Annotated in this window: 17 protein-coding genes; 12 read left to right on the forward strand and 5 right to left on the reverse strand. The window is 61.7% G+C overall.

Going from position 1 to position 19565, the window contains the following annotated elements; translation table 11 throughout:
• Positions 1–117: 117 nt before the first annotated feature.
• The 3 genes from D1820_RS18660 to D1820_RS18670 are packed head-to-tail and all read right to left on the reverse strand — an operon-like array spanning position 118 to position 3358.
• Entirely contained in the window at positions 118–1242 is a 1125-nt protein-coding gene (locus tag D1820_RS18660) for a Gfo/Idh/MocA family protein (RefSeq protein WP_118070719.1), read from the reverse strand.
• A complete protein-coding gene (locus tag D1820_RS18665) occupies positions 1239–2294 on the reverse strand; it encodes a sugar phosphate isomerase/epimerase (RefSeq protein ID WP_118070721.1) in 1056 nt (351 codons plus the stop codon). The genes D1820_RS18660 and D1820_RS18665 overlap by 4 nt, the downstream gene beginning before the upstream one ends.
• A 23-nt stretch (positions 2295–2317) precedes the next feature.
• Entirely contained in the window at positions 2318–3358 is a 1041-nt protein-coding gene (locus D1820_RS18670; protein WP_096790608.1) for a LacI family transcriptional regulator, read from the reverse strand.
• A 150-nt stretch (positions 3359–3508) separates the two neighbouring features.
• Here D1820_RS18670 and D1820_RS18675 point away from each other — a divergent pair, with 150 nt between their 5' ends.
• From D1820_RS18675 to D1820_RS19160, 8 genes are all read left to right on the forward strand, one after another.
• A complete protein-coding gene (locus tag D1820_RS18675; RefSeq protein ID WP_205521421.1) occupies positions 3509–4738 on the forward strand; it encodes an ABC transporter substrate-binding protein in 1230 nt (409 codons plus the stop codon).
• A 92-nt stretch (positions 4739–4830) separates the two neighbouring features.
• A complete protein-coding gene (locus D1820_RS18680; protein ID WP_118070725.1) occupies positions 4831–5763 on the forward strand; it encodes a carbohydrate ABC transporter permease in 933 nt (310 codons plus the stop codon).
• Positions 5756–6685, forward strand: a complete 930-nt coding sequence (locus D1820_RS18685; protein ID WP_040171888.1) for a carbohydrate ABC transporter permease — start codon at positions 5756–5758, stop codon at positions 6683–6685. Before D1820_RS18680 ends, D1820_RS18685 begins: the two co-directional genes overlap by 8 nt.
• A 6-nt stretch (positions 6686–6691) precedes the next feature.
• Positions 6692–7777, forward strand: coding sequence for an ABC transporter ATP-binding protein (locus D1820_RS18690; RefSeq protein ID WP_118070727.1), 1086 nt, complete (start codon positions 6692–6694; stop codon positions 7775–7777).
• Positions 7778–7797: 20 nt separating this feature from the next.
• Positions 7798–8541: a sugar phosphate isomerase/epimerase gene (locus tag D1820_RS18695; protein ID WP_118070729.1), complete on the forward strand. Its 744-nt coding sequence runs from the start codon at positions 7798–7800 to the stop codon at positions 8539–8541.
• A 9-nt stretch (positions 8542–8550) separates the two neighbouring features.
• Positions 8551–9687: a Gfo/Idh/MocA family protein gene (locus tag D1820_RS18700; RefSeq protein WP_205521422.1), complete on the forward strand. Its 1137-nt coding sequence runs from the start codon at positions 8551–8553 to the stop codon at positions 9685–9687.
• 292 nt (positions 9688–9979) lie between these two features.
• Entirely contained in the window at positions 9980–10471 is a 492-nt protein-coding gene (locus D1820_RS18705) for a GNAT family N-acetyltransferase (RefSeq protein ID WP_118070733.1), read from the forward strand.
• Positions 10455–11030, forward strand: coding sequence for a hypothetical protein (locus D1820_RS19160; RefSeq protein ID WP_162894135.1), 576 nt, complete (start codon positions 10455–10457; stop codon positions 11028–11030). The genes D1820_RS18705 and D1820_RS19160 overlap by 17 nt, the downstream gene beginning before the upstream one ends.
• 140 nt (positions 11031–11170) lie before the next feature.
• Here the strand turns inward: D1820_RS19160 and D1820_RS18715 are convergent, their stop codons facing one another.
• On the reverse strand, positions 11171–12031 hold the full coding sequence (locus D1820_RS18715; protein WP_118070737.1) for a LysR family transcriptional regulator: 861 nt from the start codon (positions 12029–12031) through the stop codon (positions 11171–11173).
• A 118-nt stretch (positions 12032–12149) separates the two neighbouring features.
• Here D1820_RS18715 and D1820_RS18720 point away from each other — a divergent pair, with 118 nt between their 5' ends.
• Together D1820_RS18720 and D1820_RS18725 are read left to right on the forward strand one after the other, a co-directional pair.
• Positions 12150–13700: a proton-conducting transporter membrane subunit gene (locus D1820_RS18720; RefSeq protein ID WP_118070739.1), complete on the forward strand. Its 1551-nt coding sequence runs from the start codon at positions 12150–12152 to the stop codon at positions 13698–13700.
• 18 nt (positions 13701–13718) lie between these two features.
• Positions 13719–16175 (forward strand): YbcC family protein, encoded by a 2457-nt coding sequence (locus tag D1820_RS18725; protein WP_118070742.1) that lies wholly within the window; start codon positions 13719–13721, stop codon positions 16173–16175.
• A 93-nt stretch (positions 16176–16268) separates the two neighbouring features.
• Here the strand turns inward: D1820_RS18725 and D1820_RS18730 are convergent, their stop codons facing one another.
• On the reverse strand, positions 16269–16880 hold the full coding sequence (locus D1820_RS18730) for a helix-turn-helix domain-containing protein (protein WP_040171905.1): 612 nt from the start codon (positions 16878–16880) through the stop codon (positions 16269–16271).
• 166 nt (positions 16881–17046) lie between these two features.
• Between D1820_RS18730 and lpdA the strand changes: the two genes are divergently transcribed.
• On the forward strand, positions 17047–18429 hold the full coding sequence (gene lpdA, locus D1820_RS18735) for a dihydrolipoyl dehydrogenase (protein ID WP_118070744.1): 1383 nt from the start codon (positions 17047–17049) through the stop codon (positions 18427–18429).
• 37 nt (positions 18430–18466) lie between these two features.
• Complete coding sequence (gene lipA / locus D1820_RS18740; RefSeq protein WP_118070746.1) at positions 18467–19435, forward strand: lipoyl synthase; 969 nt, start codon at positions 18467–18469, stop codon at positions 19433–19435.
• Positions 19436–19565 lie beyond the last annotated feature (130 nt).

Raw genomic sequence — 19565 nt, forward strand, 5'->3', positions numbered from 1 at the left:
GGTTGGAGCAAATGGGGGGATGACATGGCGCCGGGCGCGCGCAGGCGCGGGGTCCAAGGAGATGTCCCCCTTGGATGGCGGTTTCTCAGGTTGGTCGGATCAGGTGAGCCGTGGGGGTTATCGGGGGATCCAGGCTCCGCCGTCGGCAGAGGAGGTCTGCGCGGCAGAGATGAACCACATCCCGTCCAGCCCCGCCTGAAGACCGGGCAGCATCGGATTGTCGATGCCGGTCTCGATCACCTCGGCGATATCGGTGTAAAGCGTTGCAAAGCCTTCCAGATATCCCTCCGGGTGACCAGGCGGAACGCGGGTCCAGTCCGGACCAACACCAGCGCCGCCGCGGGTCAGGATCTGTTTGGGTTCCCCAAAGCGGGTGAAGCGCATCTGATTGGGGTCCTGATGCTCCCACTCCAGACCGCCCTTGTCGCCATAGATGCGCAGGCGCAGGTCGTTTTCACAGCCGACCGCGATCTGGCTGGCCCAGAGCATACCGCGCGCGCCCTCAGCATAGCGCAGCAGGATATGGGCGTTGTCATCAACCTGACGTCCGGGCCCGAAACTGTGCAGCTCAGCCGAGAGCGCCTGTGGCGCCAGTCCGCTGACAAAACAAGCGAGATTGAAGGCATGGGTGCCGATATCGCCAATCGCCCCGGCGCCGGATTGTGCGGGGTCGGTGCGCCAGGCGGCCTGTTTGTGACCCTCCTGTTCGATCACGTCGGTCAGCCAGTCCTGCGCATATTCTGCCTGCACCAGCCGGATCCGCCCCAGATCGCCGCGCGCAACCATGGCACGGGCCTGCCGCAGCAGCGGATAGCCGGTGTAGTTATGGGTCAGAAAAAACCGCGCGCGGCTGGTTGCGGCGGCCTGTTTCATCGCCTCGGCCTCCGCCGCGCTGGCGGCAAGGGGTTTGTCGCAGATCACATGAATGCCTGCATTGAGAAAGGCGATGCTGGGCCCGGCGTGCAGATGGTTGGGCGTGACGATTGCCACCGCGTCAATGCCATCCTCGCGGGCGGCCTCGGCCCGGGCCATCTCCTCAAAGCTGGCATAGCTGCGATCCGGGGCAATCCCCAGTTCGGCGGCGCTGGCAGCGGCGCGTGCGGGATCGGAGGACAGCGCCCCGGCGACCAGCTGAAAGCGGTCGTCCATCCGCGCGGCGATCCGGTGCACCGCCCCGATGAAGGCCCCCTGGCCACCCCCGACCATGCCCAGTTTGAGGCGTGCCTTACGCTCTGTCGTCATAGTCCCAGCATCTCCCGGATTGTGTCAGTGTCGCGCTCACCCCCGGCAAAATCGTCAAAGGCCTTATCGGTGACCTCAATCAGGTGGCGTTTGATGAAGGGCGCGCCCTCGGCGGCGCCCTGTGCGGGTGATTTGAGGCAGCATTCCCATTCCAATACCGCCCAACTGTCATAGCCATATTGGGTCAGCTTGGAAAAAATCGCTGAAAAATCAACCTGCCCGTCGCCCAGTGATCGGAAGCGACCGGCGCGGTTGGTCCAGTTCTGATAGCCGGAATAGACCCCCTGCCGCCCGTCGGGATTGAACTCAGCGTCCTTCACATGAAAGGCGTTGATCCGGTCATGATAGAGGTCGATGAAGGCGAGGTAGTCCAGCTGTTGCAGCAGGAAATGGCTGGGATCGTAGTTGATCATCGCCGCCGCGTGCCCGCCGCAGGCGTCCACAAACATTTCAAACGTCGCCCCGTCAAAGACATCCTCGCCGGGGTGGAGTTCAAATCCGATATCCTGCCCGCAGTCGGCATAGTGGTTAAGGATCGGCGTCCAGCGCCGGCCCAGCTCGGCGAAGGCCTCCTCAATCAGCCCCTCCGGGCGCTGCGGCCAGGGGTAAAGATAGGGAAAGGCGAGCGCGCCGGTAAAGCTGACCGTATGCGTTAGCCCCAGTCGCTGGCTGGCGGTGGCGGCCTTGTGCATCTGATCCACCGCCCAAGCCTGCCGCTTGGCGGGATTTCCGCGGCAATGGTCCGGGGCAAAAGCATCCAGCGCGAGATCATAGGCCGGGTTCACCGCCACCAGCTGGCCCTGAAGATGGGTCGACAGTTCGGTGATCTCCACGCCCGCATCGGCGCAAATCCCCGTCACCTCGTCGCAGTAGGTCTGGCTTTCGGCGGCGCGGTCCAGATCAAAGAGGCGGCTGTCGAAGGTGGGGATCTGCACCCCCCGATAGCCAAGGCCGGCGGCCCATTTTGTGATCGTCTCCAGTGAATTGAACGGCGCCTCATCCCCGGCGAATTGCGCCAGGAACAGGGCCGGGCCTTTGATCTGCGTGGTCACGTCTGCTCTCCCTCGGGTCTGGGTTATTCCCAGGTGACAAATTCGGTTGGTACTTCCAGAAACTGCTGTGGTGGCAGCTCCGGCGATTTGATCGCCTGAAGGGCTGCCTTGGCGAGGAAGACGCCGGTGGCTTCGATATCTTCCTGCACGACAATGATTTCGGGGCGCACGAATTTCAGCATGTGCAGCCCCTCCTTGGCGACCACGTCAAACTCCTGCCCGACGGTGCAGCCACAGCTTTCCATGCCCGCGACCACGGACATGGTGGCGTTGGTGGAGGCGCAGAGAAAGCCGTCGATTGTTGGATCTTCGCGGTGTTTCTGCGCTGCCCAGTTGCGCAGATCCTTATATAGACCGTTGCTCTGGACCTGACGGGCCACGTGCAGCTGGATCCCCAGCGCCTTGGCGGCGTGGCGGGCGCCGTTCACCATATCGTTGGCATAGTTCTGCGCCAGAGGCGGCGCCAGCAGCACTATATTCCTGCGCCCCCGCGCCGCCAGTTCGGCAAGCGACAATTCGGAAAAGGCGAAATTGTCGAAGTCATAATAGGGGTGCTGATCGGCCCATTTGGTGCGTCCGTGGGTGGCAAATGGGAACTTCCGCTCAATCAGATATTCCGCGCGCTTATCCTCCGGTTCGACCTGATTGAAGATCACGCAATCGGCAGTCTGATTCTCCACGATGTAGCGCACTGCGCGCAGCGGATCGTCGTCGGGAAACACCGGTGAGACATTGAGGTGATACTGGGTTTCGCGCAACGCCAGCCCCAGCGAGGTCAGCAACCGGGCGGTCTGGGTCATCATCTCGCGTTCTGCCGACATCACCAGACTGATGACATTGGTGCGCCCGGTGCGCAGCCGCACGCCCGCGCGATTTGGCACATAGCCAAGCGCATCGGCGATTTCGCGCACCTTCTTCTTGGTCGCTTCGCTGATATCGGGCGCATCGGACAGCGCCCGCGAAACCGTGGGCACGGCCATGCCGCTGGCCTTGGCGATGGTTTTAAGCGTCGGCTTCTTGCCATCGCGGGGCAGACCGTCGCTTGGGGGGGTAGATTTGGCCATTGGCGCCTCGCATTGCTCATATCGTGGTTTGGGATCTCTATCAGACCCGCGACCCCACGTCCTGTTCTTCGTGTTGCAGAAAACATCTTGCGAGGTCAATCTAAATCGTTATAAGTCGATCTATAACGATTTAGTCAGGGAGGATAAATCGTGAAATTGACATCTATGCTGATGACGACAGCCTTTAGTGTTAGCGCCACCATCGCGCACTCGGCTGATCTGGAGGTGACCCATTGGTGGACCTCGGGCGGGGAGGCTGCGGCGGTTACGAAATTTGCCGATGCGGTCAATGATCAGACCGCACATAACTGGGTTGATGGTGCCATCGCCGGATCTGGTACCACTGCGCGTCCGATCATTATCAGCCGTATTCTGGGCGGTGATCCGATGGCGGCAACGCAGCTCACCCATGGTCGTCAGGCCGAGGAGCTGATCGAGGCGGGGCTGATGACCGACCTCACCGAACTGGCGGAAAAGGAAGGCTGGCGCGATATCGTCAACCCGCCGTCGCTGCTGGACAGCTGCACCTACGAGGGGCGCATCTACTGTGTGCCAGTCAATATCCATTCCACGCAGTGGCTCTGGCTCAGCCATGACGCCTTTGACAAGGCGGGGATGAGCGTGCCGCAGGATTGGTATGAATTTGTCGCCGCCGCGCCAAAGCTGGCCGAGGCGGGTATCGTGCCGCTGGCCATGGGACAGCAGGGCTGGCAGCAGCGGATCGCCTTTGGCGCGCTGACTGTCGGGCTGGTCGATCAGGACAGCTGGCGCAAGGTCTCGCTGGAACGCAACGCCGAGGTCGCCGCCGGGCCGCAATATGCCAAGGTTTTTGATGCGGTGGTCGACGCCCGCGAACTGGCGCGCGACAGCAATGTGCAGGACTGGAACCTGGCCACCAATATGGTCATCACCGGCAAGGCCGGCGGGCAGATCATGGGCGATTGGGCGCAGGGGGAATTCACCCTTGCCGAACAGGTGGCCGGACAGGATTACAGCTGCCTGCCCGGCATGGGGCTGAACCAGATCATCGACACCAGCGGTGATGCGTTTTACTTCCCGGTGATTGAGGATGCCGGGGTCAAACAGGCGCAGATGGATATGGCGTCGGTGCTGATCTCCAAGGAGGTTCAGGTCGATTTCAACCTGACCAAGGGCTCCCTGCCGGTGCGCGGAGATGTCGATCTGTCAGCAGCCAATGACTGCATGAAAAAGGGCCTCGCGATTCTGGCCGATGGCAATGTTCTGCCCAGCATGGATCAGGCGTTTTCCGCCGATACCCAGGCGCAGATTCAGGATCTGATGGCGGAATTCTGGGCCTCTGACATGGCGGCGGCGGATGCGCAGGCGCGCTATGCCGAGATTATCGCGGACGCTGATTGAGCCGCATTTCAGCCGGGGCGCGCCTTGATCAGCGCCCCGGTTGGCGTTGCCGCCTGCCCTGACCGGCGCGCTGATCCAGAACGAGACATATCATGACACTAGCCCCTCCAACCGGCCGCAGCGGACACAGCCGCGCGACCCGGCCGCGCCCGCCCCGCGTGCTGCGCAATCTCAATGCAAAAATCGCCTCGGTGCCGATGATCCTCACCGCGCTGGTGGTGTTCATGGGCGGCACCGCCTGGACGGTTGCGCATTCCTTCACCAAATCGCGGCTGCTGCCGAAGTGGAAATTCGTCGGTTTCGATCAATATGAGCGGCTCTGGTCAAGCAATCGTTGGCTGATCTCGGTCGAAAACCTGCTGATCTATGGCCTCTGCTCGCTGGTGCTGACCATGGCGATCGGTTTCACCCTGGCGGCTCTGCTGGATCGCAAGATCCGCTTTGAGGGCGCGTTTCGCACCATCTTTCTCTACCCGTTTGCGTTGTCTTTTGTGGTGACCGGATTGGCCTGGCAATGGATCCTGAACCCGGATTTCGGCATTCAGAATGTGGTGCGCAGCTGGGGTTGGGAGAGCTTTGCCTTTGATCCGCTGAACAACCCGGAAACGGTGATTTTCGGCGTGCTGATCGCCGGGCTGTGGCAGGGCAGCGGCTTTGTCATGGTGATCATGCTGGCGGGGCTGCGCGGCATTGATGAGGACATCTGGAAGGCCGCCCGCGTTGACGGGATCGGCGTGACCAAAACCTATGTCCGGGTGATCATCCCGATGATGCGCCCGGTGTTTGTCACCGCGCTGGTGATCATAGCCAGCGGCATTATCAAGCTTTACGATCTGGTGGTGGCCCAGACCAATGGCGGTCCCGGCATCTCATCCGAGGTGCCTGCGAAATACGTAATCAACTACATGTTTGAGGCCCAGAACCTGGGTCAGGGCTTTGCCGCCTCCACCATGATGCTGCTGTCGGTGATCATCATCCTAGTGCCCTGGGCCTATCTGGAATTCGGAGGAAAGAAACGTGGTTGATCTGTCCCCACAAACCCCGAAGGCCACCCCGGTCCGTATTCTGGACGGCCCGCGCGGCACCAAGCCAAAGGCGAAGGTTTCGCGGCGAAATGTCATGCTTTATGGAACGCTGCTGCTGATCGCGCTCTACTATCTGCTGCCGCTCTACGTGATGGTGGTGACCTCGCTCAAGGGGATGCCCGAAATCCGGCTCGGCAATATCTTTTCGCCGCCGGTCGAGATCACGTTTCAGCCCTGGGTCAAGGCCTGGTCGGAGGCCTGCACCGGCATCAATTGCGACGGGCTGAGCCGGGGATTTGGCAATTCGATCAAGATCCTGGTGCCGTCGGTGGCGCTGTCCATCGCCATCGCCAGCGTCAATGGCTACGCGCTCGCAAACTGGCGGTTCAAAGGGTCGGAGACGTTTTTCACCATCCTGATCATCGGCGCCTTCATTCCTTATCAGACCATGCTTTATCCGATTGTGATCATCCTGCGCGAGCTGAAGCTGATGGGATCGCTGTGGGGGCTGGTGCTGGTCCATTCAATCTTTGGCATGCCGATCCTGACACTGTTGTTCCGCAACTATTTTGCCTCCCTGCCGGAGGAGCTGTTCAAGGCGGCGCGGGTGGATGGCGCCGGGTTCTGGGGCATCTATCTGCGGGTCATGGTGCCTATGTCGATCCCGATCTTCGTCGTGGCCATGATCCTGCAAGTCACCGGAATCTGGAACGATTTCCTGTTTGGCGTGATCTATACCAAGCCCGAAACCTATCCGATGACGGTGCAGCTCAACAATATCGTCAACTCCGTCCAGGGGGTGAAGGAATATAACGTCAACATGGCCGCAACCCTTCTTACCGGATTGGTGCCGCTGGTGATCTACCTCGTCTCTGGCAAACTATTTGTGCGCGGCATTGCTGCTGGCGCCGTGAAAGGCTGATCTCTCATGACACTTATGACCCACTCCGTTGAGATCCGCGACCTCGACCTCCATTTCGGCGAATTGCAGGTGCTGCATCAGCTGAACCTTGATATCGAACAGGGCGAATTTCTGGTGCTGCTCGGCTCATCCGGATGCGGCAAGTCGACCTTGCTGAACTGTATCGCGGGCCTGCTGGATATCAGCGACGGGCAGATTTTCATTCAAGGCCAGAATGTCACCTGGGCGGAACCGTCGGAGCGCGGCATTGGCATGGTGTTCCAGTCCTATGCGCTTTACCCGCAGATGACGGTGGAGGGGAACCTTTCCTTTGGCCTGAAAAACGCCCGCCTGCCAAAGCCGGAGATCGCCAAACGCGTGGCCCGCGCCGCCGAGGTGTTGCAGATCGAACCGCTGCTGAAACGCAAACCCGCCGCCTTGTCGGGCGGGCAACGCCAGCGCGTCGCCATCGGCCGGGCGCTGGTGCGCGATGTGGATGTGTTCCTGTTTGATGAACCGCTGTCCAATCTGGATGCCAAGCTGCGCGCCGATCTGCGGGTGGTGCTGAAGCGGCTGCATCAGCAATTGGCCAATACCATGATCTACGTGACCCATGATCAGGTCGAGGCGATGACGCTGGCGGACCGTATCGCCATCATGAAGGGCGGGCGGATCATGCAGCTGAGCAGCCCGGAGGAGATTTATAACCGGCCTCAGAACCTCTATGTGGCCGGGTTTATCGGCAGCCCGGCCATGAACCTGATCGAGGGGATGCTGATCGACGGTGTATTCCATGCCGGAAACCTGGCCTTGCCGATGCAGGGGTACGCCTACCAGAACGGGCCGCATCATGGTGCCGCCGTGATCGGCATCCGCCCCGAACATATCCTGACCGAAGAGCAGATCACCCGCGCCGATACCACCGCCGAGGTGCTGGTGGATCTGGTCGAGGGGCTGGGGTCGGACACGTTGGTCTATGCCACACATGGCACGCAGAATTTGCGGCTGCGCATGGATGGGGCCAGCCGGGTGTCGGCAGGCGACCGGTTGCGCATCGGTTTTGACACGGGCCGCGCCTCACTCTTTGATCCCAACACCGAAGCGCGCCTGTGACGGCGCCGGAAGGACTTACCATGACTGCTATTTCCTACCAACTCTACGGCTCGCGCAACTGGCCGCTGGCTGACACGCTCACCATGCTGGCGGAGGCTGGCTACACAGATGTTGAGGGCTATGGCGCGCTGTTTGCGCAGGTGCCGACGCTGGCCGGGGATCTGCGCGCGGCGGGGCTGAGCATGCCGACGTTGCATTACGGGCTGGACGATCTGGAGCGCGATCCGCAGGCGGCCATCGCGATTGGTCGCGCGGTTGGCGCCGAGGCGATTTTTGCGCCAATGCTGCAGGCCCCGGATCGGCCTGTGGACCATGCCGGGTGGGAGGCGTTTGCCGCCCGTCTGGTGGCCGCCGGGCGACCGGTGCAGGAGGCCGGATTTGTCTTTGGCTGGCACAACCATGATTTTGAGCTGGCGGATCTGGGCGGCGGGGTGATGCCGCTGGATCTCATCGCCGGGGCCTCGCCCGAGTTGAAACTGGAGCTGGATCTGGGCTGGACGGCCCGCGCGGGCCACAATCCGGTGGCCATGGTGGAGCGTTTTGCAGGTCAGATCCACGCCGCCCATATCAAAGACGTCGCGCCGGTCGGGGCCTGCGCGGATGAGGACGGCTGGGCCGATGTGGGCCATGGAACGATCACCTGGGCGCCGGTTCACGCCGCCCTGCAAAAGGCTGGCGTGGATCGTTACGTGATCGAACATGACAACCCCAGTGATCATCGCCGCTGCGCCCGTCGGTCGCTGGCGACGGTACAGGCATTCTGAGAGGTCATCATGACAGAGCTGGGCATTGGCATCATCGGATGCGGAAATATCTCTCTCACCTATCTGAAAATGATCCCTCTTTTCAGCGGGATGACGCTTCGGGCAGTGGCAGATATCAACCCCGAGGCGGCACAGGCACGGGCGGCAGAACACGGGCTGCGCGCCGAAACCGTGGAGGGTCTCTTGGCGGCTGAGGATATCGCCGTGGTGGTCAATCTCACCGTCCCGGAGGCGCATTATCCGCTGACCCGGCGCATTCTGGAGGCAGGCAAACACGCCTATTCCGAAAAACCACTGGCGCTGACGCTGGATCAGGCCATGGCCCTGCGGGATCTGGCGGGGCAGCGCGGCCTGCGCGTGGGATCTGCACCCGATACGTTTCTGGGCGGTTCCCATCAGCTGGCCCGCGCCATGATTGATGAGGGGCGGGTTGGCCGCGTGATTGGCGGCACCTGCCATGTGATGTCGCGCGGGATGGAGCACTGGCATCCGAACCCGGACTTCTTCTTTCAGCCGGGGGGTGGGCCGGTTCTGGACCTCGGACCCTATTATATCGCCAATCTCATTCAGTTGCTGGGCCCGGTGCGATCGGTGGCGGCGATGACGGCGGCCAGCTTCCCCACCCGCACCATCGGCAATGGGCCGCGCCACGGCGAGGAGATCCCGGTCGACACCGCCACCAATATCCACGCGCTGCTGGAATTCGAGACCGGCGCGATCATCACGCTGGGGGCCAGCTGGGATGTCTGGACAAGCAGCCATCCCAATATGGAACTCTACGGGACCAAGGGCACGCTGCAGCTGCCCGACCCCAATTATTTCGGCGGCGTGGTCAGGATGAGCGAAGGGGATGGTGATCTGACCCCCCTGGCGCCGGAGGATGATCACCCCTTTGCCCAGCCGAATGAGACGCGCCCCGACGGGCGCCGTCAGGCCAATTACCGCGCCGCCGGTCTTGCGGATATGGTTGCCGCCATCACCCAGAACCGGCCCCATCGTTGCGGCATTGAGCTGGCAGCCCATACAGTTGATGTGATGATGGCCATTCTGAAGGCAGGCGAGACCCGCGCCTGGGTCGCGACCACCACCAGCTGCCCCCGCCCCGCCCCGTTGCCCCCGCAGGCCGCCCAAGCTTTGATGCGCTGAGGGCGGGGGTGGAAGCATCTTCAGTGTCAATCTATTGGCAGAGACGCCACGGATAGTCAGGGCAAGGGGTTGGTGCGCTGTCCGCGGTCAACCGAATGCAGCTGTCCAAGTGAGCAAGGCGCCGTGCGCGCGTGCTCTTCGCCATATCGGTCGTTCCGAGGTTTTAGAAGTATGCGGTGATGTGCCTGAGGCAATGGTTTCTGAATTCTTGCGGCTACAGCATATAGGCACTTGAACGGCGTGCGGGTGGGCGGTAGCTGTAACAAAAAATTAGCTTAAAAGTTGAGTGCAGATGCGCAGCCCGGCCCAAGAACTCACTTATCGTGTCGTAAACAGTGACGACGATATCCCCGCGATTACAAAGATCGCCCGGGAGGCTCATGACGAGAGCCGTTACCGGGACATTCCGTTTAGCGAAGATAAAGCACGTAAGCTGGTACAGGGTGCATTTGAGGATGGCGCGCCTCAGATCGTTCTACTAGCCCTCAAGGGCGGGGACCCCGTCGGACTGGCGGCTTGTACTGTTGGGGAATTTCATATCGGGACAGACGTGCGTATAGCGTCCATCAACACCATCGCGGTGTCGCGCCGTGTCCGCAACACTCTCGGCGGAGGCCGGATCGCACTTGCGCTGATCCAGGGCCTGCATCGCTGGGCTAAAGTCCAGAACGCACGCGAAGTGTCGCTACATGTCACCTCCGGTGTCGATCTGCCACGGGCGCATAAGCTGGCAATCAGATTGGGGTATGAATTGACTGGGGGGAATTATGTGGCCAATTTATAGAATAGCGTCACTAGCGGTAGTATTTTTTGCGGGGGGAGCGAATGCAGAAAATTTTCCCACTGATGTAACGCATCCCCATTGCATTATCGTGATTTCGAGAGAGGGAGAGTTTGATACAGCGATTGGGTGTGCCAAAGACACGTCTTACCAAATAAATATAACTCAAGATGAAGTTCAGATGAATCAATTGAATCTGGATGGTGTTCCTATATTTGATGAAAATTTTCGTGGAGAATTGCATCCCGCAAGTAAGCTGCCTGCACATATTCAGGAATTTTCTCATGAGTTGCAAAGCTGTATTTCTGACAATAACTGTTATTTAAATAACTTTTCAAAGGATACGCTCACCTCCGTGGGGCGCATTGTCGAAAATGCAAAGGTGTCTAGTGCAGTGTTGAGGCGTAGTGTTTATTTCGGGTTTAGTCCGAATACGATCAGTTTTTCAGTTTTAGTTGGTGATGGTGATGGTGAACGCTTGATTTTCTGGTTTGGCACAGGAAGTGCCGACGAAAAAAAAAGTACTGTACAATATGATTTTTCTATTTTGAAGGCAGACTAATATGCCAGAAATTATCTATGATCCGATTACAGGTATCCCGGATATTAAGCAAGACGTCGAAAATGGTGAAGAAAGTTCAAATTCTTACTTTGAGCGGATGGGGGGGTGCACGTCCCGGATGATTTTTCTAATCAGCGGCCTCAAAGCAATTCCTGAACCAGCGGGTTCGGGAAGCGGCGTCTTAGGGTGATGGCATAGAAGGTTTCGCGGATGCGGGGGTGTTCTTCTGCTTCCAGCAGCCGCCCGGAGGACAGTTCATCCTGCACCACGATCGGGGCTACCAGCGCCAGACCGATGTCTTCGCGGGCCAAGAGGCGCATCATTGCCATGTCGTCGACCTCTGCCGCGACCTGTGGCACCACCGACAGGCGACTGGCCATGGCATCAAAGGCGGTCCGCACCGTGTTGTCGGTGGTCGGCAGCACAAAAGGCTGGGTGGTCAGCAGCTCCCGAATGGGCAGGCGCGGGTTCAGCCGGTCCGGGGTGCCGACGATGCTGACCGCCTGATCCGCGATTTGATGGGTTTCATAAGGTGTCAGGGTGTCATTGGGCGGCTCGCGATTCATCAACACCAGATCAAGGTTCAGCGTCGCCAACCCTTCCAGCAGTTCGGTCGGGCTGCCGGATCTGAGGATCACCTCAACATCGCTGCGCGCCAGCATCGGGCGCAGAAATCCGATCTGAAAGTTCCGAGACAAGGTCGCCAGCGCGCCTACGCGCAGGGCCTGACGGCTGCGGCCCGTGTCCTCAAGCGTGGCGATCAGCTCCTGCCCGGTGGCAAAGATCGCATCCGCATGATCCAGCGCGATCCGTCCGGCTTCGGTCAGATGCAATTGTCGCCCGCGCCGGTCAAACAGCGGGTGGCCCAGCCGTTCTTCCAGCTGCTTGATCTGCACAGACAGCGCCGATTGCGACAGGTTCAGCCGCTGGGCGGTGCGGGTCAGATTGCCATCATGGGCCACAGCCCAGAAATAGCGCAGGTGATGATAGTTCAGTGGCATTCGTTCGTATTAATAGAACGAAAAGAGCAAAACAATGAATTTTTATTAATACGCGCCTGGCGTTACCTCTGTCGTTGAAGCAGCGTCGCGTGCTGCATTGTGATTGGGAGAGCCTCTTATGCTGTATTTGTTTCTGCCGCTTCTGGCCCCGGTACTGCTGTTGGCTGTGGCGGTCCGTGCCCGCCGCAGCCCCGGTCTGCGCCCTGCTGCATTGCCACGTCTGGCGGAATATGCGGGGCTTGGCGCCTTTGGCGTTTCGATGATATCAGCGGCGGTGCTGATGATGGCGGGTCCGGGCAGCTCACCGCTGCTGGGTCTTTTTGGGGCCGGGCTGTCGGTGCGGCTGGATGTGGTCAGCGTCGTGATGCTCTGCCTGGTCAGTTTCATTGGCTGGATCGTGCTGCGTTACAGCGCCACCTATATGGATGGCGAGGCGCGGCAGGGTGCCTTTACCGGTTGGATGGCGGCCACTTTGGCGGCGGTTCTGCTGCTGGTGATGTCGGGTAATCTGGTGCAGCTGGTGCTGGCCTGGACCGCCACCAGCCTGTGTCTGCATCAGCTGCTGTTGTTTTACCGTGACCGGACCACAGCGCGCCGTGCCGCCCGCAAGAAGGCCTTGGTGGCGCGGGCCAGCGAGGTGTCCCTGGCCATCGCTGCGCTCTTGCTGATCCTGGCCTATGGCACCAGCGATATTGCCACCATTCTGGCCACCGCTGCGCCTGATCTGCTGACGATCGCGGCCGCCGTGCTGATCGCGCTGGCGGCGGTTCTCGCCTCGGCGCAGTTTCCAACCCATGGCTGGCTGACCGAGGTGATGGAGGCCCCGACGCCGGTGTCCGCATTGCTGCATGCCGGGGTGATCAACGCCGGGGGCTTCCTGCTGATCCGCTTTGCCGATGTGATGCTGGCGGCCCCTGCGGTGATGGCGCTGCTGGTGATGCTGGGCGGGTTTACCGCGCTGTTTGGCGGGCTGGTGATGCTGACGCAGCCTGCGGTCAAGACCTCGCTTGCCTGGTCCACCATCGCGCAGATGGCGTTTATGATCATGCAATGCGGTCTGGCGCTGTTCCCGCTGGCGCTGCTGCATATCGTGGCGCATTCGCTTTATAAGGCGCATGCGTTTCTCAGCGCCGGTGAGGCGGTGGCCAATGTCGCCGCGATCCGGCGTCCTGGCCCCGTCGCAGTGCCAAGCGGACGCAATGTGATGCAGGCCTTTGGCATCGGTATCGTGATCTATGCGCTGGTTGGTGCGATCTTCGGCTTTGACGGCAAATCGGTGCAGGCAATTGCGCTGGGGGTGATCCTGATTTTTGGCGTGGCCTATATTCTGGCGCAGGGTCTGGCCGATGCCGCCCCCGGTGCGCTGACCCGGCGCACGGTGATCTATGCGGCGGCCACCTCTGTCAGTTATTTCCTGCTGCAACTGGCGGCGCTGAAACTGACCGCGGGCACCCTGCCCGCCACCCCTGCCCCCGGTCCGCTGGAATGGGCGCTGATCCTGCTGGCGCTCATCAGTTTTGGCGCGGTGGCGGTGGCGCAGGCGACCTTTCCGCTTTGGGCGATGCACCCGGCGGCGGCGGGGCTGCGGGTTCATCTGGCCAACGGGCTTTATGCAAATGCGATTTTCGACCGGCTGCTGGGTGGCTGGTCAAAGCGGACACAGGTCTGAAACCGGGAGATTGAAGCGATGTTGATGAAGCACGAAACCTATCCTGCCGCCCTGTTGGAACTGGTCACCTGCGCCAATCAGGCCGCCCGCGCAATCCCGCCGCTGTTTCCGCTGACTGCCAGCGTGGCGGTGAACCCTTTCCTTGGCCAGCGCGAGGAACCCCTGGCGGTGACCTCGGCGCGGTTGGCGCGGGTTGCGGGCACCCGGGTGACCCCGCAGCGCAGCCATTGGGCGGCAAAACAGGCCGCAGGGGAACTCACCGACAGCGATCTGCGTGCCGCACTGGCGCGGGCCGGTGCTGAATTTAGCGGGGTGACGCTGGCGGATCTTCACGCGGCACTGACCCCGGAGGAGGCTGCGGGCGACCCGGTGGCCCTGCCCACGGTTGCGGACCTGGCGGCTGAGGTCTCCGGAATCGACTGGCCCGGCCTTATCGAAGATCGGATCGGCGCCTTTGCGGCCAGTCATTTTGATCAGGGTCAGGCCCTGTGGCAACCGGATCGCAGCGGCGGCGCCTATGCGGCTTGGCGGCAGTTTGCCACCCGCGACCTGACGCCGGAAGTCCACGGGCTGCGCGGCTTTGGCAGTTTTGTCAGCGCCACCAACCGGTCCCATTGGCGCGCGATCGGGCGGGCCTCGGAGACGCTTGGCCTGACCTCAGAGGCGGCGGGCACCGGGTTTCATCGCTGGCTGATCACCCTTCAGGGCTGGGCTCAATATGGCCGCTACCTGTCGTGGCAGGCCGAGCTTGAGGGCGGCAGCGACACCACCACGGTGGAGCTGCTGGCGATCCGCATGGTGTTTGACGAGGCGCTGTTTCATCAGTACCGCGACGCGATTGAAGCACGCTGGCAAGCTGTGGTCGCGCAGCATGAAACCCCGGTAACGCCAAGCCGCGATCACATCATCGACGCGATCCTGCAGGAGGCCGGAGAACGCGCCGCCCAGCGGCAGCTGGCCACGACGCTTGCGGCCACCCCGCGCCAGGTGGCTGAGGATGGCGCCGAGGGTACGGCTGCGCGTCCGGCGGTGCAGGCAGCCTTCTGTATTGATGTCCGCTCAGAGGTGTTTCGCCGCGCGCTGGAAGCGCAGGATAGCGGTGTGGAGACGATCGGGTTCGCTGGTTTCTTTGGCCTTGCGACGGCGCATAACGCAGCCGGATCCGATGTCACCGAAGGCCGGGGGCCGGTGCTGCTGACGGCGGGTGTCTGTTCCAAGGCTGCAGAACCGGGCGAGCTTGACCTGGCCCGGCGTTATGCGGCGCGGGCCAGACGTGCCTGGGGGCGGTTCAAACTGGCGGCCGTTTCGTCCTTTGCCTTTGTTGAGGCGACGGGCCCGGTCTATGCGGGCAAACTGCTGCGCGACGCCTTTGGTGTCAGCGGTCGCGCCGCCACCGATCCGGCGCCGCAACTGGATCCATCGGTGGATCTGGACAGCCGCATCGCAATGGCAAAAACCATCCTGTCGGCGATGTCGTTGACCGATAATTTTGCCCCGGTGGTCCTGTTGGCAGGCCATGGCGCGGATGTGACCAATAACCCCCACGCCAGCGCTCTGCACTGCGGCGCCTGTGGCGGTCACGCAGGGGATGTGAATGCGCGGCTTCTGGCCGGGCTGCTGAATGACGCCGGGGTGCGCGCGGGCCTGACTGCGGCGGGGATCATGATCCCGCAGGACACCGTGTTTCTGGCGGCGCTGCATCATACCACCACCGATCAGGTGACGCTCTATGAGCAGGATCTGCCGGCCGGATGTGAGACCCGGCTGGCCCGCGACCTGGCGCGCCTGCGCCGCTGGGTCAAGGCTGCGGGGGCGCTGGCGCGCAGTGAACGCGCCGCCCGGCTGCCCCGCGCCAAGGCGGGCGGCGATATTCTGCGCCGGTCGTCAGACTGGGCTGAGCTGCGCCCCGAATGGGGGCTGGCGGGGTGCCGGGCCTTTGTCGCGGCGCCACGCAGCCGGACCGAGGGCACGGCGCTGGACGGGCAGTCGTTTCTGCACAGCTATGACTGGCGCGCGGATGAGGGGTTTGGCGTGCTGGAACTGATCCTGACCGCGCCGGTGGTGGTCGCCAGCTGGATCAGCCTGCAATATTATGGCTCCAGCGTTGCCCCGGCCCTGTTCGGCGGCGGCAACAAGCTGTTGCACAATGTGGCCGGCGGTATCGGCGTGCTGGAGGGCAACGGCGGCGCGCTGAAACCCGGCCTGCCGTGGCAGTCGGTGCATGATGGCGAGGCGCTGCAACATGATCCCCTGCGCCTGACCGTGGTGATCGAAGCCCCGCGTGAGGCCATGACCCAGATCCTGGAGCGCCACCCGCAGGTGCGTGACCTGTTCGACAATGGCTGGCTGCATCTGATTGCCATGGATGAGCACGGGCAGCTGGCCTGGCGCTACGACGGGGATCTCAGCTGGTCACGGTTTGATCGCGGGGACGCCCCCGGCGCCGCAGCCTCGCTTGGCATCGCTGCCGAGTAGCCGGGGTCACTCGTAGCCCGACCCACAACGCCGCCCCGCCAATGCGCGGGCGGCGTTTCTTGTTACAGGTAATTTACTGTCGGCAGGCCGGGATTAGTCCAGCGAGACCCAGAGGACATGCGCGTCCTCGGCGCTGGTTGATACGCAGCAATGGCCCATGCCGCTGTCATAATAGACCGTATCGCCGGCCTTCATCGGCAGCGGGCGGTAGTGTTCTGTATAAAGGATCAGCTCCCCGCTGATCACCAACATGAATTCCTCGCCGCTGTGGCGGATCCAGGTTTCGAACTCCGACACATCCCGCGCCTTGATCCGGCTGAAATAGGGCAGCATCCGTTTGCTGGTCAGCTCGGTGCAGAGCAGCTCATGGTCGTAGGTCTCGGTTTCCTGATGCTCACCCTGACCCTTGCGGGTGTAATCGCGCCGACCGGAAATATCGCTCTTGGCAGATTGCACGAAAAGCTGCGGCGTCTGCAGATCCAGCGTCTGCATCAGGCGGCGGATGATCTCGAAACTGGGGCGGGTCTGGTTGTTCTCGATCTTCGACAGGGTGGAGCGCCCGATATTGGCGGCCTTGGCCGCCTCCTCCAGCGTCAGGCCCTTTTCCTTACGCGAATCTCGAATCATTTTCCCCAGCGCATCGCCGTCCGGGGCCTCGGCAACCTCTGCCACGGGGGCGCCGTCTTCCGGATTGATGGGTTCCATTGGCGGGCAATCTCCTGAATTTCCCAATGTTTAACTCCCTCTCAGACACAGGTCAAAGTTTCTATGTGAAACCAATAGTTGCTTATGGTGGAAAAGTTTCTTAAAGGAAACATCGTGGGAGAATTAGGGACATATGTTCCCTGGCAGACAAACTGGAGGGCAGGCGATGAGCCTATATGACCTGATCGTTATCGGTGGTGGCCCGGGCGGCTATGTTGCGGCCATTCGCGCGGCGCAGCTGGGGCTCAAGGTGGCCTGTGTCGAAGGACGCGGCACCCTCGGCGGTACCTGTCTCAATGTCGGCTGCATCCCGTCCAAGGCGATGCTTTCCTCCTCCGGTAAGTATGAAAGCCTGTCGCATTTGGCCGGTCACGGGATTGCTGTTGATGGCGTCCGACTGGATCTGGACGCGATGATGGCGCGTAAGGACAAGATTGTCGGCGATCTCACCAAAGGCATTGCCTTCCTGTTCAAGAAGAACGGCGTTGATCAGATCGAAGGCTGGGCCAGCATTCCCGCTGTCGGCAAGGTGAAGGTTGGCGACGAGATCCACGAGACCAAGAACATCCTGATCGCCTCCGGCTCCGAACCCACCCCGCTGCCGGGCGTCGATATCGACGAGGGCGACGTGGTGTCCAGCACCGGCGCGCTGACCCTGCCAGAGGTGCCCAAGCATCTGGTGGTGGTCGGTGCCGGTGTCATCGGGCTGGAGCTGGGTCAGGTCTGGTCGCGTCTTGGTGCAAAGGTCACCGTGGTCGAATATCTCGACCGGATCCTGCCGGGCATCGACGGCGAAATCGCCAAACTGGCGCAGCGCGCCCTGTCCAAACGGGGGCTGAAGTTCCAGCTGGGCCGCGCGCTGAAATTCATCGACCGTAGCGAGGATGGCCTGACCCTGACGCTGGACCGCGTCGGCAAAGACAAAGAAGAGCAGCTGGTCGCCGATAAGGTGCTGATCGCCATCGGGCGCCGCCCGGTGATCCGGGGTCTGGGGCTGGAGGCGTTGGGTGTTTCCGTCAATGCGCGCGGCTTTGTCGAGGTGGACGAACGCTTCTCCACATCTGTCGAAGGTATCTATGCGATTGGTGATTGTGTGCCCGGCCCGATGCTGGCGCATAAGGCCGAGGAGGACGGCGTGGCCTGTGTCGAGATGCTCGCCGGTCAGGCGGGGCATGTGGATTACAACACTGTCCCCGGCATCGTCTATACGGATCCCGAGGTGGCATCGGTTGGCAAGACCGAAGAGGCGCTGAAAGAGGCGGGCACGGATTACATTGTCGGAAAATTCACCTTCATGGCCAATTCCCGCGCCCGTGCGCAGGGCGAAACCGACGGCGCGGTCAAAGTGCTGGCAACACCCGAGGGCCAGATCCTGGGCGCCCATATCTGCGGCGCACATGGCGGTGATCTGATCGCCGAACTGGTGCTGGCGATGACCAAAGGCGCCACCGTCGCCGAGGTGGCCGCCACCTGCCACGCGCATCCGGCAATGGCCGAAGCGGTGAAGGAAGCCTGCCTTGATGCCATGGGTCGGGCCATTCACGCCTGATCGCCGTCCGATCTCTCGCCCTGAGGAGGTACCCCAGATGAACGTCCCGATGCCGCGGCTCCGCCACCCGGAAAAGTCGAAAAAGGCCGATAGCGAGATCCCGCGCAAGCCGAAGTGGATCCGCCGCAAGAAAATCGAGAGCGCGGAATATTTTGAGACCCGCCGCCTGATGCGGGACCACAATCTGACCACCGTCTGCGAAGAGGCCGCCTGCCCCAATATTGGCGAATGCTGGTCCAAACGCCACGCCACCATGATGATCATGGGGGAGGTCTGCACCCGCGGCTGTTCCTTCTGCAACGTCTCCACCGGCCGCCCCGATGCGCTGGATGCCTTTGAGCCCGGTCGCGTGGCCCTGGCGGTGAAGAAACTGGCGCTGCGCCATGTGGTGATCACCAGCGTTGACCGCGACGATCTGGAGGATGGCGGCGCCGAACATATCGCCCAGACCATCCGCGCCGTGCGCCACCAGACCCCCGACACCACGATTGAGGTGCTGACCCCGGATTTTCTGGGCAAGGGCAACGCCGCCGAGATCGTGTTTGGGGCCGCGCCGGATGTGTTCAACCACAATCTGGAAACCGTGCCGCATCTCTACCCCCGTGTCCGTCCCGGCGCGCGCTACTACAGCTCGCTGCGCCTGCTGGATGACGCCAAACGCGCCAATCCGCAGGTGTTCACCAAATCCGGCCTGATGGTTGGCATGGGCGAAACAGTGGAAGATCTGCGTCAGGTGATGGATGATCTGCGCGCGGCAGATGTCGATTTCCTGACCGTGGGCCAATATTTGCAGCCCACCCCGAAACACCATCCGATTGATCGCTTCGTCACCCCTGAGGAGTTCGAGCAGATTGAGCGGATGGCCCGAAGCAAAGGGTTCCTGGGGGTCTCGGCGACACCTCTGACCCGCTCATCCTTCCACGCGGATGAGGATTTTGCAGCGCTGAAAGAGGCCCGGAACCGGCAGCTCACCAGCGTCAATGCAGGGGGAGACGGCACAGCGTAAATCCCCGCATTTGGGGTCTGCCCCGCGGCTGGTCGGTCGCGGCAGGAGGGGCGGAACCCAGAAAATGGCTTGTCACCGGTCGCGAACCGCAGCAAAGGCCGGGACAGGCAATCTAAGGCCAGAGAATACC

This window comes from Phaeobacter sp. LSS9 (assembly GCF_003443595.1).
Classification (GTDB): domain Bacteria; phylum Pseudomonadota; class Alphaproteobacteria; order Rhodobacterales; family Rhodobacteraceae; genus Phaeobacter; species Phaeobacter piscinae.

Excerpts from the sequence above, each read along its gene's own strand:
- D1820_RS18660 (WP_118070719.1), bottom strand. The coding sequence starts at position 1,242 with ATGACGACAGAGCGTAAGGCACGCCTCAAACTGGGCATGGTCGGGGGT.
- D1820_RS18670 (WP_096790608.1), bottom strand. The coding sequence starts at position 3,358 with ATGGCCAAATCTACCCCCCCAAGCGACGGTCTGCCCCGCGATGGCAAG.
- D1820_RS18680 (WP_118070725.1), top strand. The coding sequence starts at position 4,831 with ATGACACTAGCCCCTCCAACCGGCCGCAGCGGACACAGCCGCGCGACC.
- D1820_RS18690 (WP_118070727.1), top strand. The coding sequence starts at position 6,692 with ATGACACTTATGACCCACTCCGTTGAGATCCGCGACCTCGACCTCCAT.
- D1820_RS18695 (WP_118070729.1), top strand. The coding sequence starts at position 7,798 with ATGACTGCTATTTCCTACCAACTCTACGGCTCGCGCAACTGGCCGCTG.
- D1820_RS18700 (WP_205521422.1), top strand. The coding sequence starts at position 8,551 with ATGACAGAGCTGGGCATTGGCATCATCGGATGCGGAAATATCTCTCTC.
- D1820_RS18705 (WP_118070733.1), top strand. The coding sequence starts at position 9,980 with ATGCGCAGCCCGGCCCAAGAACTCACTTATCGTGTCGTAAACAGTGAC.
- D1820_RS19160 (WP_162894135.1), top strand. The coding sequence starts at position 10,455 with ATGTGGCCAATTTATAGAATAGCGTCACTAGCGGTAGTATTTTTTGCG.
- D1820_RS18715 (WP_118070737.1), bottom strand. The coding sequence starts at position 12,031 with ATGCCACTGAACTATCATCACCTGCGCTATTTCTGGGCTGTGGCCCAT.
- D1820_RS18720 (WP_118070739.1), top strand. The coding sequence starts at position 12,150 with ATGCTGTATTTGTTTCTGCCGCTTCTGGCCCCGGTACTGCTGTTGGCT.
- D1820_RS18725 (WP_118070742.1), top strand. The coding sequence starts at position 13,719 with ATGTTGATGAAGCACGAAACCTATCCTGCCGCCCTGTTGGAACTGGTC.
- D1820_RS18730 (WP_040171905.1), bottom strand. The coding sequence starts at position 16,880 with ATGGAACCCATCAATCCGGAAGACGGCGCCCCCGTGGCAGAGGTTGCC.
- lpdA (WP_118070744.1), top strand. The coding sequence starts at position 17,047 with ATGAGCCTATATGACCTGATCGTTATCGGTGGTGGCCCGGGCGGCTAT.
- lipA (WP_118070746.1), top strand. The coding sequence starts at position 18,467 with ATGAACGTCCCGATGCCGCGGCTCCGCCACCCGGAAAAGTCGAAAAAG.